Origin of the sequence: Pantoea sp. R102, from assembly GCF_004916815.1 — a bacterium.
Lineage (GTDB): Bacteria > Pseudomonadota > Gammaproteobacteria > Enterobacterales > Enterobacteriaceae > Pantoea > Pantoea dispersa.
The window spans coordinates 16,513-31,415 of record NZ_SDFT01000153.1 but is presented as its reverse complement, the minus strand read 5'-3'; the positions used below and the strand labels follow the sequence as shown (position 1 = coordinate 31,415).

Annotated in this window: 15 protein-coding genes; 6 read left to right on the top strand and 9 right to left on the bottom strand. The window is 57.1% G+C overall.

Going from position 1 to position 14,903, the window contains the following annotated elements:
- On the bottom strand, nt 1-1,298 hold a 1,298-nt coding region (gene ligA, locus ERD80_RS16000), incomplete at its 3' end, for an NAD-dependent DNA ligase LigA (RefSeq protein ID WP_136547598.1).
- Nucleotides 1,299-1,370: 72 nt separating this feature from the next.
- Nucleotides 1,371-2,354 carry a cell division protein ZipA gene (zipA, locus tag ERD80_RS15995; RefSeq protein ID WP_136547597.1) on the bottom strand — a complete coding sequence of 328 codons (984 nt, stop codon included), beginning with the start codon at nt 2,352-2,354 and terminating at the stop codon, nt 1,371-1,373.
- Between the two features lie 217 nt (nt 2,355-2,571).
- Between zipA and cysZ the strand changes: the two genes are divergently transcribed.
- The 6 genes from cysZ (at nt 2,572) to crr (ending at nt 7,525) form a co-directional block, all read left to right on the top strand.
- A complete protein-coding gene (gene cysZ, locus ERD80_RS15990; protein WP_136547595.1) occupies nt 2,572-3,333 on the top strand; it encodes a sulfate transporter CysZ in 762 nt (253 codons plus the stop codon).
- Between the two features lie 140 nt (nt 3,334-3,473).
- Nucleotides 3,474-4,445, top strand: a complete 972-nt coding sequence (gene cysK, locus ERD80_RS15985; protein WP_021508083.1) for a cysteine synthase A — start codon at nt 3,474-3,476, stop codon at nt 4,443-4,445.
- A gap of 16 nt (nt 4,446-4,461) precedes the next feature.
- Nucleotides 4,462-4,656, top strand: coding sequence for a hypothetical protein (locus ERD80_RS15980; protein WP_021508082.1), 195 nt, complete (start codon nt 4,462-4,464; stop codon nt 4,654-4,656).
- A 178-nt stretch (nt 4,657-4,834) separates the two neighbouring features.
- Complete coding sequence (gene ptsH / locus ERD80_RS15975; RefSeq protein ID WP_007889063.1) at nt 4,835-5,092, top strand: phosphocarrier protein Hpr; 258 nt, start codon at nt 4,835-4,837, stop codon at nt 5,090-5,092.
- A 159-nt stretch (nt 5,093-5,251) separates the two neighbouring features.
- Nucleotides 5,252-6,979: a phosphoenolpyruvate-protein phosphotransferase PtsI gene (gene ptsI, locus ERD80_RS15970; RefSeq protein WP_125309124.1), complete on the top strand. Its 1,728-nt coding sequence runs from the start codon at nt 5,252-5,254 to the stop codon at nt 6,977-6,979.
- 42 nt (nt 6,980-7,021) lie between these two features.
- A complete protein-coding gene (crr, locus tag ERD80_RS15965; protein WP_010617547.1) occupies nt 7,022-7,525 on the top strand; it encodes a PTS glucose transporter subunit IIA in 504 nt (167 codons plus the stop codon).
- 223 nt (nt 7,526-7,748) lie between these two features.
- Here the strand turns inward: crr and ERD80_RS15960 are convergent, their stop codons facing one another.
- From ERD80_RS15960 to ERD80_RS15930, 7 genes are all read right to left on the bottom strand, one after another.
- Complete coding sequence (locus tag ERD80_RS15960) at nt 7,749-9,110, bottom strand: ATP-binding protein (RefSeq protein ID WP_136547593.1); 1,362 nt, start codon at nt 9,108-9,110, stop codon at nt 7,749-7,751.
- A complete protein-coding gene (locus ERD80_RS15955) occupies nt 9,107-9,787 on the bottom strand; it encodes a response regulator transcription factor (RefSeq protein ID WP_021508079.1) in 681 nt (226 codons plus the stop codon). The genes ERD80_RS15960 and ERD80_RS15955 overlap by 4 nt, the downstream gene beginning before the upstream one ends.
- Before the next feature lie 173 nt (nt 9,788-9,960).
- Nucleotides 9,961-10,845: a cysteine synthase CysM gene (gene cysM / locus ERD80_RS15950; RefSeq protein ID WP_136547591.1), complete on the bottom strand. Its 885-nt coding sequence runs from the start codon at nt 10,843-10,845 to the stop codon at nt 9,961-9,963.
- Nucleotides 10,846-10,917: 72 nt separating this feature from the next.
- Entirely contained in the window at nt 10,918-12,006 is a 1,089-nt protein-coding gene (gene cysA, locus ERD80_RS15945; protein WP_058770811.1) for a sulfate/thiosulfate ABC transporter ATP-binding protein CysA, read from the bottom strand.
- Nucleotides 11,996-12,868: a sulfate/thiosulfate ABC transporter permease CysW gene (gene cysW / locus ERD80_RS15940; RefSeq protein WP_021508076.1), complete on the bottom strand. Its 873-nt coding sequence runs from the start codon at nt 12,866-12,868 to the stop codon at nt 11,996-11,998. The genes cysA and cysW overlap by 11 nt, the downstream gene beginning before the upstream one ends.
- A complete protein-coding gene (gene cysT / locus ERD80_RS15935) occupies nt 12,868-13,701 on the bottom strand; it encodes a sulfate/thiosulfate ABC transporter permease CysT (RefSeq protein ID WP_058775689.1) in 834 nt (277 codons plus the stop codon). Before cysT ends, cysW begins: the two co-directional genes overlap by 1 nt.
- Entirely contained in the window at nt 13,701-14,717 is a 1,017-nt protein-coding gene (locus ERD80_RS15930) for a sulfate ABC transporter substrate-binding protein (RefSeq protein WP_058775688.1), read from the bottom strand. Before ERD80_RS15930 ends, cysT begins: the two co-directional genes overlap by 1 nt.
- Nucleotides 14,718-14,903 lie beyond the last annotated feature (186 nt).

Sequence of the window (14,903 nt, the reverse complement as noted above, 5' to 3'; positions counted from 1 at the left end):
CCGCAAATCAGCCCGCCGGTACAGCGCGTTACGGCTTCGCCTTCCACACGCTCTACGTCAGAACCGCACACCGGACAGTGGCTGGGAAACACAATCTCGCGCGCATCCGCCGGACGCTCAGATTCCACCACGTTGACCACCTGCGGAATCACGTCACCCGCGCGACGAATCACCACTTTGTCACCGATACGCAGCCCCAGCCGGGCGATTTCATCGGCGTTGTGCAGCGTCGCATTACTGACTATCACACCCGCGACCTGCACCGGTTCGAGGCGCGCCACCGGCGTAATCGCGCCGGTACGTCCAACCTGAAACTCGACGTCGCGCACCACCGTCATCTGCTCCTGCGCCGGGAACTTGAATGCCACCGCCCAGCGCGGTGCGCGCGCCACAAAGCCCAGCTGCTCCTGCAGCGCCTGCGAATCGACTTTGATCACCACGCCGTCAATATCAAAGCCGAGTGACGGACGGTCCTGCTCAACCTGACGATAAAACGCCAGCACTTCATCCGCGGTGTGCACCAGACGAATCCGCTCGCTGACCGGTAATCCCCAGGCCTTAAACTGTTGCAGACGCTGCCAGTGGCTGGCAGGCATTTCGCCGCCCTTCAGCAGGCCGAAACCGTAGCAGAAGAAGGTCAGCGGACGTTTCGCGGTGATACGCGGATCGAGCTGGCGCAGCGAGCCGGCCGCCGCATTACGCGGGTTGGCAAACACTTTGCCGCCGGTGCGTCGCGCTTCCTCATTCAGCTTCTCAAAGCCGCTTTCAGTCATGAATACTTCGCCGCGCACTTCTACCCGCGCCGGAATATTGTCGCCGTGCAGGCGCAGCGGAATGGCGTGAATGGTGCGCACGTTCGCCGTGATGTTTTCGCCGGTGGTGCCATCGCCGCGCGTGGCGGCACGCACCAGCAGGCCGTTTTCATACAGTAAACTTACCGCCAGACCATCCAGCTTCAGCTCACAGCAATAGGTGAGATCGTCAGTGCTTTTCAGGCGATCCTGCACGCGCTTATTGAAGGCAAGAAATCCGGCTTCATCAAAGGTGTTATCAAGCGACAGCATCGGCACTTCATGGCGCACCTGTTCAAAGGTGGCAAGCGGTGCCGCGCCCACGCGCTGGGTGGGAGAATCCGGGGTGATTAAATCGGGATGCGCGCTCTCCAGCTCACGCAGTTCGCGCATCAATCGGTCATATTCTGCATCCGGGATTTCCGGCGTATCCATCACGTGATAGAGGTATTCGTGGTGGCGTAACGTGGTGCGCAGCGCGGTGATCTGCTCCTGAACCGATGTCATATTCTCTCGTCCGATAAAAAACCCCCGGCAAGCGGGGGTTATTTAGTTAAAAGGTGATACTGCTGGCGGCGTTTAGCCAATAACCTCGCGGATGCGTGCTTTGTAGGTTTCCAGCTTTTGTGGTGTCATCATGCGACGCTCATCATCCAGCACCACGCCACCGACATCATCGGCGATGCGCTGTGCCGATTGCAGCATCAGCTTAAAGTTCTGATTGGCGTCACCGTAGGACGGCACCATCATAAAGATTGAGACGCCCGGCGTGGTGAAATCGCCCATTTCATCCGGATTGAACGAACCCGGTTTGACCATGTTCGCCAGGCTGAACAGCACCGGACCGCTGCCAGCCGGGCTGAGATGGCGATGGAAAATGTTCATTTCACCAAACTGGAAGCCAGCCTGCAGAATGCCCTGCAGCAGCGCTTCACCGTTCAGTGCGCCACCGGCATGCGCGGCAACGTGCAACACCAGCACCGCTTCTTTTTTACTGCCCGGCGCAGCGGGCTGCGGTTGCGGTGCAGCTTCCTGCACAGGCGCAGGTTCAGGTTGTTTAACCTCCGGCTCGGCGGCGGTAAACTCCGGAGCCGGCTGGGTGGCGGACAGCGGTTCATTATCCAGCAGCGGATCGGCCTGAATCGCTTGTGGCTGCGGCACGGGCTGCGCTACCGACGCCTGCGGTTGTGGCGCAGGTGCAGGCTGACGTACCGGCTCATCGTCCAGCAGCGGATCGCCGCTTAACGGCGTTTCCTGCCGTGGGAACGGCTGACGCACCGGTTCCGGCGCACGCGGAGCAGCAGGTTTGGTGACCGGCGCATCGAACTGCGGCTCGTCTTCGGCATCACGCTGACGACGCACGCGTACTTCGCCGACGCCATCGTCTTCGCTGTTCAGCAGATCATCGTCATCCGCTTCTTCACGCTGTTTCAGACGTTTGTGCGGGCGATCGCGAAACACGGAAGAGCGCTCTTTACGGCTGGTCCACAGTCCGTGAAGAAGCAGCGCTATTATGGCGATCGCGCCAACAACGATTAATATCAGACGCAAATCCTGCATCATTGTATTCTCTGTTGTTCCAATACCTTGCCACCACGGCAAACTTTATCCTCTAACTGTATTTGCCCAGCTACACAAGTGCAAGTCTGTGCAGTATTTTCTGACAAATAAGATAGCTGCCCCACGCTTTTTTGCTGTTTTTTCGCGCAAAGTGCGCCTGTCACCGATAAAAAGCCAGGTTATGATGTTGGCGCCGCTACATAAAGGAGAAAGGCTCGCTATGCCCGCTGAGAATTCGGTCTCATCCATGAATGGTATTCATTATTTTGCCCAGGGCTGGAAACTGGTGCGTCTGCCCGGTATCCGCCGCTACGTCATCATCCCGCTGCTGGTGAACATTGTGCTGCTGGGCGGTGCGTTTATCTGGCTGTTTCAGCGCCTCGGCCAGTGGATTCCACAGCTGATGTCGCACGTGCCGGACTGGCTGCAGTGGCTGAGCTATCTGCTGTGGCCGCTGTCGGTAATTTCGATTGTGCTGGTATTCAGCTATTTCTTCTCCACCATCGCCAACTGGATTGCCGCGCCGTTTTGCGGCCTGCTGGCGGAGCAGCTGGAAGGACGTCTGACCGGAAAACCCCTGCCGGACAGTGGCTGGCTCGGCATGATGAAAGACATCCCGCGCATCATGAAGCGCGAGTTACAGAAGCTCGGCTACTATTTGCCGCGCGCACTGGGCCTGCTGCTGCTCTATTTTATCCCCGGCTTTGGCCAGACCGTGGCGCCGGTGTTGTGGTTTCTGTTTAGCGCCTGGATGCTATCGATACAATATTGCGACTATCCGTTCGACAACCACAAAGTCAGTTTTCCTCAGATGCGTAACGCGCTGCGTCAGCATAAAACCGCCAATATGCAGTTTGGCGCGCTGGTCAGTCTGTTCACCATGATTCCGGTCCTCAATCTCGCCATCATGCCGGTCGCGGTATGCGGCGCGACCGCCATGTGGGTCGATCGCTACCGCAGCCAGCATGCACGTCATCTATAATGCATCAAAAAGCCTTATGCATTTTTGCATCAGGCTTATGGTCGCAGGCTATATAGATATACGATTTCTTTCCTTCCGCCGGGGGTCAGAACAGGTATGCTCTGAGGGTTCCCAATATTTCATACAGTTAAGGACGGGCTATGAGTAAAATCTATGAAGACAACTCTCTGACAATTGGTCATACGCCGCTGGTTCGACTGAACCGCATCGGTAATGGACGCATTCTGGCGAAGGTCGAGTCGCGTAACCCGAGCTTCAGCGTTAAATGCCGTATCGGTGCCAATATGATTTGGGACGCAGAAAAACGCGGTATTCTGAAACCGGGCGTTGAGCTGGTAGAGCCAACCAGCGGCAACACCGGCATTGCGCTGGCCTATGTCGCTGCTGCGCGCGGCTACAAGCTGACGCTGACCATGCCTGAGACCATGTCGATTGAACGTCGCAAGCTGCTGAAAGCGCTGGGCGCCAATCTGGTGCTGACCGAAGGGCCAAAAGGCATGAAGGGCGCCATCGCTAAAGCAGAAGAGATTGTTGCCAGCGATCCGGACAAATATGTGCTGCTGCAGCAGTTCAGCAACCCGGCCAACCCGGAGATTCACGAAAAGACCACTGGCCCGGAGATCTGGGAAGACACTGACGGCGCCGTAGACGTTTTCATTGCCGGCGTGGGCACCGGCGGTACGCTGACCGGCGTGAGCCGCTACATCAAGAACACCAAAGGCAAGCAGGATTTGATCACCGTGGCCGTTGAGCCTACAGATTCCCCGGTCATCGCGCAGGCGCTGGCGGGAGAAGAGATCAAACCGGGCCCGCACAAGATTCAGGGCATCGGTGCCGGTTTTATTCCGGGCAACCTTGACCTGAAACTGATTGACCGCGTGGTGGCCATCACCAATGAAGAAGCGATCAGCACCGCGCGTCAGCTGATGGAAGAGGAAGGCATTCTGGCCGGTATCTCTTCCGGTGCAGCGGTGGCGGCTGCCCTTAAGCTGCAGGAAGATGAAGCCTTCGCCAATAAAAATATCGTGGTGATTCTGCCCTCTTCCGGCGAACGCTATCTCAGTACCGCACTGTTTGCCGATCTGTTCACCGAAAAAGAGCTGCAACAGTAAACGACAGAGTCTGAAAATCATGAAAAAAGCACCCAAATGGGTGCTTTTTTGTGGCGCAGATCTCACTTTTACCACCGGGCAGATTGATTTCAGTGATGCGGCTCTGGTATTTAAGCAGCCAATTATTTCGGTGCCTGAAATTAATCTGCCTTTGAAGTGGATCAAGCTGAATCGATTTACTGATTTGGTGAAACGGCGAATCACGGCATAATCAGCAGAGTGACGTATTGCAGCAGTTTTGATCCGTCATCGAAAAAATGACTTTTTCATTCAAGCGCATTTTTTGGTCAGCGTGATGCCGTACCAGCGCACCTACACAGGCTAAAGTTACGGCTCCAGGCTAGACTTTAGATCCATAACACCAAACCTGATAAAGTTGGGGAAATAGAATGTTCCAGCAAGAAGTTACCATTACCGCACCTAACGGCCTCCATACCCGTCCTGCAGCTCAGTTCGTGAAAGAAGCGAAGGCTTTCCAGTCTGAAATCACCGTTACTTCTAACGGCAAATCTGCCAGCGCGAAAAGCCTGTTCAAACTGCAGACTCTGGGTCTGACTCAGGGTACGGTTGTTACGCTTTCTGCAGAAGGTGAAGACGAGCAGCAGGCGGTTGAGCATCTGGTCAAACTGATGGCTGAACTGGAGTAATTCCGCTCCGGCAAGCCATTAAACCGACTCCTTTGCCCCATTGAGTGCAATTATGTTGATCGCGGACAACCTGTCCGCGTTATTGCTTCCTTAGAGTACTGCTCCGCGACAGTGGCAACGCATTGGGTCAATGAGCCATCGTGATTAAAAGGTAGGGTTATGATTTCAGGCATTTTAGCATCACCGGGTATCGCTTTCGGCAAAGCACTGCTGCTGAAGGAAGACGAGATCGTCATCAGCCGTAAAAAGATTACTGACGACCAGGTTGAGCAGGAAGTTCAGCGCTTCCTCGACGGTCGCAGCAAAGCAGCCGGGCAGCTTGAAGCCATCCGTGTGAAAGCCGGTGAAACCTTCGGTGAAGAGAAAGCGGCGATCTTTGAAGGTCACATCATGCTGCTCGAAGACGAAGAGCTTGAGCAGGAAATCATCGACCTGATTAAAAAAGATCACGTAACCGCTGACGCCGCCGCCCACTCTGTGGTTGACGGCCAGGCGAAAGCGCTGGAAGAGCTCGACGACGAATATCTGAAAGAGCGCGCGGCTGACGTACGTGACATCGGCAAGCGTCTGCTGCAGAACATTCTGGGTCTGCATATCGTTGACCTGAGCGCCATTGCTGACGAATCCATTCTGGTGGCTAAAGATCTGACGCCATCCGAAACCGCACAGCTGAACCTGAAAAAGGTGCTGGGCTTTATTACCGATCTGGGTGGCCGTACTTCACACACCTCGATCATGGCGCGTTCGCTGGAGCTGCCAGCAATTGTCGGCACCGGCAACGTGACCGCTACCGTGAAAAACGGTGATTTCCTGATTATCGATGGCGTGAACAACAAGATTTACGTCAATCCGACCGATGACGTGCAGGAAGAGCTGAAAGCGATTCAGACGCAGTATCTGTCTGAGAAGCACGAGCTGGCGAAACTGAAAGATCTGCCAGCGATTACGCTGGACGGCCACCAGGTTGAAGTGTGCGCCAACATCGGTACCGTGCGTGATGTCGCCGGTGCTGAGCGCAACGGCGCGGAAGGTGTTGGTCTGTACCGTACTGAATTCCTGTTTATGGACCGCGATTCGCTGCCAAGCGAAGAAGAGCAGTTCCAGGCTTACAAAGCCGTGGCGGAAGCGATGGGTTCCCAGGCCGTGATCGTGCGTACCATGGACATTGGCGGCGACAAAGATCTGCCGTACATGAACCTGCCAAAAGAAGAGAACCCGTTCCTCGGCTGGCGTGCGATTCGTATCGCCATGGACCGCAAAGAGATTCTGCATGCCCAGCTGCGCGCCATTCTGCGTGCGTCTTCTTTCGGCAAACTGCGCATCATGTTCCCGATGATCATTTCGGTTGAAGAAGTGCGCTTCCTGAAGGCTGAGCTGGAGATGCTGAAGGCACAGCTGCGTGAAGAAGGTAAAGCCTTTGATGAGTCCATTGAAGTGGGCATCATGGTGGAAACCCCGGCTTCCGCAGTGATTGCCCGCCATCTGGCGAAAGAAGTCGACTTCTTTAGTATTGGGACAAATGACCTGACGCAGTATACTCTGGCGGTCGATCGTGGTAATGATTTGATTTCACACCTCTATAACCCAATGACGCCATCTGTACTGGGCCTCATTAAGCAAGTGATCGACGCATCACATGCCGAAGGGAAATGGACCGGCATGTGTGGTGAGCTGGCTGGTGATGAACGTGCTACACTACTGTTACTGGGAATGGGGCTGGACGAATTCAGCATGAGTGCCATTTCAATCCCAAGCATCAAGAAGATCATTCGCAATACCAATTTCGAAGATGCGAAGGCACTGGCAGAGCAGGCTCTGGCTCAACCCACAGCGGAAGATTTGATGAACCTGGTGAACAAGTTCATCAAAGAAAAAACGCTCTGCTGATCCACGAGACGCTGGCCCCAAATTACTGCTTAGGAGAAGATCATGGGTTTGTTTTCTAAACTTTTTGGCGATAAATCAGAGAGCGCGTCAGGGACTATCGATATCGTTGCGCCTCTGTCAGGCGAAATCGTGAATATCGAAGACGTACCTGATGTGGTATTCGCAGAGAAAATCGTCGGTGATGGTATCGCCATCAAACCTACTGGCAACAAAATGGTTGCACCAGTGGATGGTACTATCGGCAAGATTTTCGAAACCAACCACGCGTTTTCTATCGAGTCTGATAACGGCATCGAACTGTTCGTGCACTTCGGTATCGACACGGTAGAACTGAAAGGTGAAGGCTTCAAACGCATCGCTGAAGAAGGCCAGAAAGTGAAAAAAGGCGATGTGGTGATCGAGTTTGATCTGCCGCTGCTGGAAGAGAAAGCCAAATCCACGCTGACCCCGGTCGTGATCTCGAATATGGATGAGATCAAAGACCTGGTGAAACTCTCCGGTCAGGTTACCGTGGGCGAAACGCCGGTTATCCGCATCAGGAAGTAAACCGCGCTGATTGCGTGAAAACGGCACCCAATGGGTGCCGTTTTTGTTTGCCCGTTGTTAACCGAGCTCTGCCATTCGTTGCGGTCGGTCAGCGTGGCGGGGCAGATCGTAAAGACGGCATAAACCATCCCTGGGCCTCGGCCCGCGCCGTCCATGGCGCGGGACGCTTTACTCCTCTGCCCCGCCACGCCGACCGCCTGATGCTTCGGTGTACGCGGTTAGATTACGCCTGCTTCCAGCGCGGCAGCCGCAGCGTCACTTCCAGCCCGCCTTCCGGACGGTTCACTGCCTCAACTTCGCCGTGATGTGCCAGAACCACTTTGCGCACGATCGACAGCCCCAGCCCGTAGCCTTTGCCCATCAGCGGCGAATTCACCCGAACGAACGGATCGAAGATACTCGACAGCTTCTCATCATCCACGCCCGGCCCCTGATCGCGCACGCGAATCGCCAGCCACTGATTCTCCGCCTGCAACTGCACGCTGATATGCTGCCCCTGATGTGAGAAACGCAGCGCGTTGCGCAGCACATTCTCTACGCCGCGGCGGATCAGCTCAGCATTACCGCGCACGGTGTAATCCGCGTTCTCATCCACCAGAAAATCTACGTGCACACCGGGGATCTGCGCTTCGTAGCGCACATCGGTTACCACCGCATGCAGCAGGCCGGTCAGGTCAAAATACTGCTCGCCAGGCATGCTCTCATGCTCAGCGCGCGATAGCGTCAGCAGTTCGCCGATCATCTTATCCAGACGGCGCGCCTCCTCGTCGATGCGATTCAGTGAGGATGCTACCGACTCCGGCGTCTGGCGCGCCAGACCGGTGGCTAATTGCAGGCGCGCCAGCGGGGAGCGCAGCTCGTGGGAGATATCGTGCAGCAGCTCCTCACGCGCTTTCACCAGCGTATCCAGCCGCTCCACCATCGCATCAAAATCCTGGGCCACAATCGACAGCTCATCATGGCGGCGGCGCATCACCGGATAGAGCCGCACCGACAAATCACCGCGCGACACGCGGGCAAACCCCTCCCGCAGCTGACGCATTGGTCGCGTCAGGTTCCACGCCAGCAGCAGACTAAACAGCAGCCCCAGCGCGCCGGCAAAGGTAAACATCGGCTCGGGGATATTCAGAATACGACGCGGGCCTCCGCCGCCCATTGAACTGTCTTCACGCAGCCCTTTGACGTCATAGCGCAGTTCGTACTCTTTACCGTCAGAGCCCTTCACCCAGCGCACAATCACCTGCGGAAACGGGCCGTGAAACGGCTGATTAAAGGTCTCCGGCGGCGCATTGTCCGGCGTAGTGGCCGGTCTGGCGTGCTGAATCACCGAGAAAAACTGGCGATCGTTCGGCTCCCAGTCGGCCATCATATCGTCAAGCGAGCTGGGGCCGCCGCGCTCCAGTACCGACACCGCTGAAGCCATTTGCAGATTAACGATTCGACGTACCGCCACAATCTCCGGCGGCTCGTGACGGTTTCCTGACAAGGTAAAGCCCAGCCACAGCAGCTGGCTGATAATCACAAACACAATCCAGAAGCCCAGCAGAATCTTCCAGAACATGCGGCCACGGTAGCTGTGTTTCATCGAATGCGATAACCAATGCTGCGCACGGTTTCAATATTCACGCTGTCTGCGGTCAGCGCAGCCAGCTTCTGGCGGATGTTGCTGATGTGCACATCCACGCTGCGATCGTAAGCTTCACGCGGACGGCCCAGCCCCTTCTCCGACAGCTCATCTTTGGACACCACGCGGTCCGGTGCGCGCAGCAGCAGATCCAGCAGATTGAACTCCGACGCGGTGAGATCAAAAGCTTTGCCCTGCCACTCCGTGATACGCGTGGCCGGGTTCAGGCTGAGATCGCCCCAGCGCAGGACCTCTTTCTTATCCGGCACCGGTGCCTGATCTTCAAAGCGACGCAGCACCGCGCGCAGACGCGCCACCAGCTCGCGCGGATAGCAGGGTTTGGGCACATAGTCATCCGCGCCCATCTCCAGGCCGATAACGCGATCGATATTGTCGCCCTTCGCCGTCAGCATAATCACCGGCAGGCGGCTGTTCTGCCGCACCTGACGCAGCACATCAATACCGCTCATATCCGGCAGCATGATGTCGAGAATCATCGCGGTGTAGTGTCCGGATAATGCCCCTTCAATCCCGGCGCTGCCGGTCAGCACCAGCTGGGTTTCAAAACCTTCGGCAATCAGGTACTGGCTCAGCATGGTGCCAAGTTCAACATCGTCATCAACAAGCAGGATTTTCATCTTTTTCTCTCGACCAAAATTGCCGCTATTTTGTCCTGAGTGCCGCGGGAAAGCAGCCGGTTTTACGCGATCCTTACAGTGAGCGCGTCAGAACATGCTTAGGGAGACTATAGACAAAAATGGCCCGTACGCCGCGTCACAGGGCGCACGAAGCCAGAAACAGGCGGGGGGAACTAGCGGTGAAAAACACCGGTGGAAAGATAGCGATCGCCGCGATCGCAGACAATGGCGACAACCACACTGCCCGGCTGCGCCGTCGCGATGCGCAATGCGCCAGCCACTGACCCACCTGAACTGACGCCGCAGAAAATGCCTTCGCGCTGCGCCAGCGCGCGCATGGTCTCTTCTGCCTCCTGCTGCGCCATATCTATCACTTCATCCACCAGTTCCGGACGATAAATCCCCGGCAGATAGGCCGCCGGCCAGCGACGAATACCGGGAATACTGCTGCCCTCCTGCGGCTGCAAACCAATCACTTTCACCGCCGGGGCAAACTCTTTCAGATAGCGCCCGACGCCGCTGATGGTGCCGGTGGTGCCCATGCTGGAGACAAAATGCGTCATACGACCGTGGCTTTGCTGCCAGATCTCCGGACCGGTGGTGAGATAATGGCCGAGCGGGTTGTCGGGATTATTAAACTGATCCAGCACCTTACCTTCGCCACGCTGCGCCATGACCTGCGCCAGATCGCGCGCGCCCTCCATGCCCTGCTCGCGTGTCACCAAAACCAGCTCAGCCCCGTAGGCGCGCATCGCATCCTGACGCTCCTGGCTCATGTTCTCCGGCATCAGCAGGCGTAACCGGTAGCCTTTCAGCGCGGCAATCATCGCCAGCGCAATGCCGGTATTGCCGCTGGTGGCCTCAATCAGCGTGTCGCCGGGCTGGATTTCGCCCCGCAACTCAGCGTGGTGGATCATCGACCAGGCCGCGCGATCTTTCACCGAACCTGCCGGATTGTTGCCTTCCAGCTTGAGCCAGATTTCGCTGCCGTTATCCGGCGTCAGGCGCTGCAACTTAATCAGCGGCGTTTTGCCGATGGTATTTTCCAGAGTGGTCACGGTGTCATTCCAGCCGAAAGGAGTACCAATAAATCGGGCGGGAAAATCCCGCCCGAAGGAGTGACAAAAATATCAGGCGCTTTCGGCAAAGGCAACCGGGCGCAGCGGCGTGGTGCCCTGGTAGATACGTGCCTGTTGCAGACCAACAAACAGCCGTTCGCCGCGGATCGGCGCCGTCTGTTCACCGGCGAATACCACCGAGATTGGCTCGCTCTGCCAGCCGACGGGCTGAACCACCAGCTGCCAGAAGTGGCCACGCGGACTGATCTCCAGCACCTGCACCGGTAACGGTGTCTCCAGGCTACTCTGGCGTGACACGTCCACTTCCCACGGACGCAGGAACAGCTCCACGTCACCCTGATGCGCTGGCGTATAGCCCAGCGGCCAGCGATGCGCGCCCACATGAAACTGCGAGCCGTGCACTTCGCCGTCAAAGCGGTTCACTTCGCCGAGGAACTCCAGCACAAAGCGGGTGGCGGGTTCGCGCCACACGTCATCCGGTGCGCCCACCTGCTCAATATTGCCCTGACTCATTACCACCACGCTATCCGCCACTTCCATCGCTTCTTCCTGGTCGTGGGTCACAAACACGCTGGTAAATTTCAGCTCTTCATGCAGCTGACGCAGCCAGCGGCGCAGCTCTTTACGCACCTGGGCATCCAGCGCGCCAAAGGGTTCGTCCAGCAGCAGAATCTGCGGCTCAACCGCCAGCGCACGCGCCAGCGCCACGCGCTGTTTCTGCCCACCGGAGAGCTGTGCCGGGTAGCGGTTGGCCAGATGTGCCAGCTGCACCATCTCCAGCAGACGGGTAACGCGCTGCTTAATTTCGGCACTGTTCGGACGCTCGCGGCGCGGCAACACCGTCAGACCAAAGGCGATGTTGTCGAACACCGTCATATGGCGGAACAGCGCATAGTGCTGAAACACAAAGCCGACCTGACGATCGCGTGCGTGCGTGCGGCTGACGTCTTTGCCATGAAAATGGATCTGCCCGCTGTTCTGGTGCTCCAGCCCGGCGATAATGCGCAGCAGCGTGGTTTTACCTGAACCGGACGGTCCGAGCAGCGCCACCATCTTGCCGGAAGGAATATCCAGAGAGATATCGTTCAGCACCGGCGTGCGGCCAAATGCTTTATTAATGTGTTTAATCTCAATGCTCATGATTTTCCTCCTGTTGGCGCTTCTGCTGATGCTCTAATCGCCACTGCACCACGCTTTTCAGAAACAGCGTCACAATTGCCATCAGGGTCAGCAGCGCGGCGGCGGTAAAAGCGCCCACGGTGTTGTAATCCTGATGCAGTAATTCAACCTGTAAAGGTAAGGTATAGGTTTCGCCGCGAATCGAGCCGGACACTACCGATACCGCACCAAATTCGCCGATGGCGCGCGCGTTGGTCAGCACCACGCCGTACAGCAGCGCCCAGCGAATGTTTGGCAGCGTCACGCGGCGGAACATCTGCCAGCCAGACGCGCCCAGCAGCACGGCGGCTTCATCTTCGTGGCTGCCCTGGCTCAGCATCACCGGCACCAGCTCGCGCACCACAAACGGACAGGTAACGAAAATCGTCGCCAGCACCATACCCGGCCAGGCAAACATCACCTGGATGTTGTGCGCATCAAGCCAGCCGCCAGCCGGGCCGTTCACGCCCCAGAACAGCAGATACATCAGACCGGCCACCACCGGCGACACGGCAAACGGAATATCGAACAGGGTCAGCAGCAGCTGGCGACCGGGGAAAGTAAAGCGCGTCACCAGCCAGGCCAGCAGCGTGCCGAACACCAGGTTAACCGGCACGGTAATCAGCGCCACCAGCACCGTCAGCCAGATAGCATGCAGCATGTCACCATCCTGCAGGTTGCTAAAAGCCTTGCCGATGCCCTGCCCCAGCGCCTCCCAGAAGATGGAGACCATCGGCACCACCAGCAGGCCAATCGATACCAGCACGCCAATGCCGATCAGCAGCCATTTGCCCCAGTTCACCGGCTGACGCTCGGCATGATTGATCTGTGAAATCTCAGCCATCAGTGACCTCCCAGACGGCGGCCAAAGCGGCTCTGCAGGGTGTTAATCGCAAACAGCAGCAGCAACGACGCCGCGAGGATCACCGAAGCGATGGCGCTGGCGGCCGGATAATCAAACTCCTGCAGGCGAACAAAAATCATCAGCGAGGTCACTTCAGTTTTCCAGGCGATGTTACCGGCGATAAAGATCACCGCGCCAAATTCACCGAGGCTGCGGGTAAACGACAGCGCGGTCCCGGCCAGCAGCGCCGGCGCGACTTCCGGCAGCACCACGCGCCGGAAACTCTGCCACGGCGTGGCACCGAGGGTTTCCGCCGCTTCCTCATACTCCGGGCCTAACTCTTCCAGCACCGGCTGCACGGTACGCACCACAAACGGAATGCTGGTGAAAGCCATCGCCACCGCGATACCGAGCCAGGTGTAAGACACTTTGATATCAAAATGTGCCAGCCACTGACCGTACCAGCCGTTAACCGAAAACAGCCCGGCCAGCGTCAGACCGGCCACCGCCGTCGGCAGCGCAAACGGCAGGTCTATCAGGCCATCCAGCAGCGTACGGCCGGGAAAGCGATAGCGGGTCAGGATCCACGCCATCAACATGCCAAACACCGCGTTAAACAGCGAGGCCACGCCCGCTGACAGCAGCGTGACTTTATACGCCGCCACCAGTTGCGGATTGCTGATCACCTGCCAGTACTGCGCCAGCGTCATCTGCGACAGCTGCATCAGCAGCGCGCTGATCGGCAGCAGCAGAATCAGACAGGTAAACAGCAGGCTGGTGCCGAGGCTGAGGCCAAAGCCGGGCAGAACGCGTTTCTGTGCAGAAGCCAACATCAGCCGCGCCCCGCTGCCAGTAATTTATCCAGCTCACCGCCGCTGGCGAAGTGGGTTTTCATCACCTGTGGCCAGCCGCCAAACGCGTCATTAACATTGAACAGCGCAGTCTGCGGGAAGCGATCTTTCTGCTCCGCCATCAGCTGCGGGTTGTTCACGCGATAGTAAAAGCCGGTGATGATTTTCTGCGCCTGCGGCGTGTAGAGGTAGTTAAGATAGGCTTTCGCCGCTTCCGCCGTCCCGTTGTGTTCGACGTTCTTATCGACCCACGCGACCGGGAATTCAGCAAGGATGTTGGTTTTCGGCACAATCACTTCGTATTGGTCTTTACCGTACTGGTTACGGATATTGTTCACTTCCGATTCAAAGCTGATCAGCACATCACCCAGTCCGCGCTCGGCAAAAGTGGTGGTGGCACCACGGCCGCCGGTATCAAACACTTCGACGTTCTTCAGGAACTTCGTCATAAACGCTTCGGTTTTGGCCTGATCTTTGCCATCCGCCTGGTCGGCAGCGCCCCACGCGGCCAGATAGGTGTAACGGCCGTTACCGGAGGTTTTCGGATTCGGGAAAATCAGTTTCACGTTATCGCGCGCCAGATCGGCCCAGTCGTGAATCTGCTTTGGATTCCCCTTGCGCACCAGGAACGCCATGGTGGAATAAAACGGTGAGCTGCTGTTAGGCAGACGGCTCTGCCAGTCGGCCGGGATCAGGTTGCCTTTGTCGTGCAGCACCTGCACATCGGTCACCTGGTTGTACGTGACAACATCAGCACGCAGCCCCTGCAGAATGGCCAGCGCCTGTTTTGAGGAGCCCGCATGTGACTGTTTAATGGTCAGCTTGTCGTCAGGGTGCGCCGCGTCCCACTGCTGTTCAAACGGCGCATTCAGGGCAACAAACAGTTCACGTGACACATCGTAAGAGCTATTGAGCAGCTCTGTTGCCTGTGCCGCGCCCGCTAAACTCAGCGACAGCGCTATACCGCCAAGCCATTTTTTCGAAACCGAACGTGTCATGCTGCACCCTGAGAAATGGAGTTCGAGCCTATGCCATTAGATGCTGTCAGTGTATTTATAACTCTGGCGAAAGCTGTAACGGTTTTATATATCGTTTAGGGATTTCAAAGTCTAAAAAGGCATAAGCCAGCGGCAGAGTTTATGCGCAGGGCGGGATTAACTGAGCCGCGTCAAGCGGGGATGTGG

Excerpts from the sequence above, each read along its gene's own strand:
- zipA (WP_136547597.1), bottom strand. The coding sequence starts at position 2,354 with ATGATGCAGGATTTGCGTCTGATATTAATCGTTGTTGGCGCGATCGCC.
- cysZ (WP_136547595.1), top strand. The coding sequence starts at position 2,572 with ATGCCCGCTGAGAATTCGGTCTCATCCATGAATGGTATTCATTATTTT.
- cysK (WP_021508083.1), top strand. The coding sequence starts at position 3,474 with ATGAGTAAAATCTATGAAGACAACTCTCTGACAATTGGTCATACGCCG.
- ptsH (WP_007889063.1), top strand. The coding sequence starts at position 4,835 with ATGTTCCAGCAAGAAGTTACCATTACCGCACCTAACGGCCTCCATACC.
- ptsI (WP_125309124.1), top strand. The coding sequence starts at position 5,252 with ATGATTTCAGGCATTTTAGCATCACCGGGTATCGCTTTCGGCAAAGCA.
- crr (WP_010617547.1), top strand. The coding sequence starts at position 7,022 with ATGGGTTTGTTTTCTAAACTTTTTGGCGATAAATCAGAGAGCGCGTCA.
- ERD80_RS15960 (WP_136547593.1), bottom strand. The coding sequence starts at position 9,110 with ATGAAACACAGCTACCGTGGCCGCATGTTCTGGAAGATTCTGCTGGGC.
- ERD80_RS15955 (WP_021508079.1), bottom strand. The coding sequence starts at position 9,787 with ATGAAAATCCTGCTTGTTGATGACGATGTTGAACTTGGCACCATGCTG.
- cysA (WP_058770811.1), bottom strand. The coding sequence starts at position 12,006 with ATGAGCATTGAGATTAAACACATTAATAAAGCATTTGGCCGCACGCCG.
- cysW (WP_021508076.1), bottom strand. The coding sequence starts at position 12,868 with ATGGCTGAGATTTCACAGATCAATCATGCCGAGCGTCAGCCGGTGAAC.
- cysT (WP_058775689.1), bottom strand. The coding sequence starts at position 13,701 with ATGTTGGCTTCTGCACAGAAACGCGTTCTGCCCGGCTTTGGCCTCAGC.
- ERD80_RS15930 (WP_058775688.1), bottom strand. The coding sequence starts at position 14,717 with ATGACACGTTCGGTTTCGAAAAAATGGCTTGGCGGTATAGCGCTGTCG.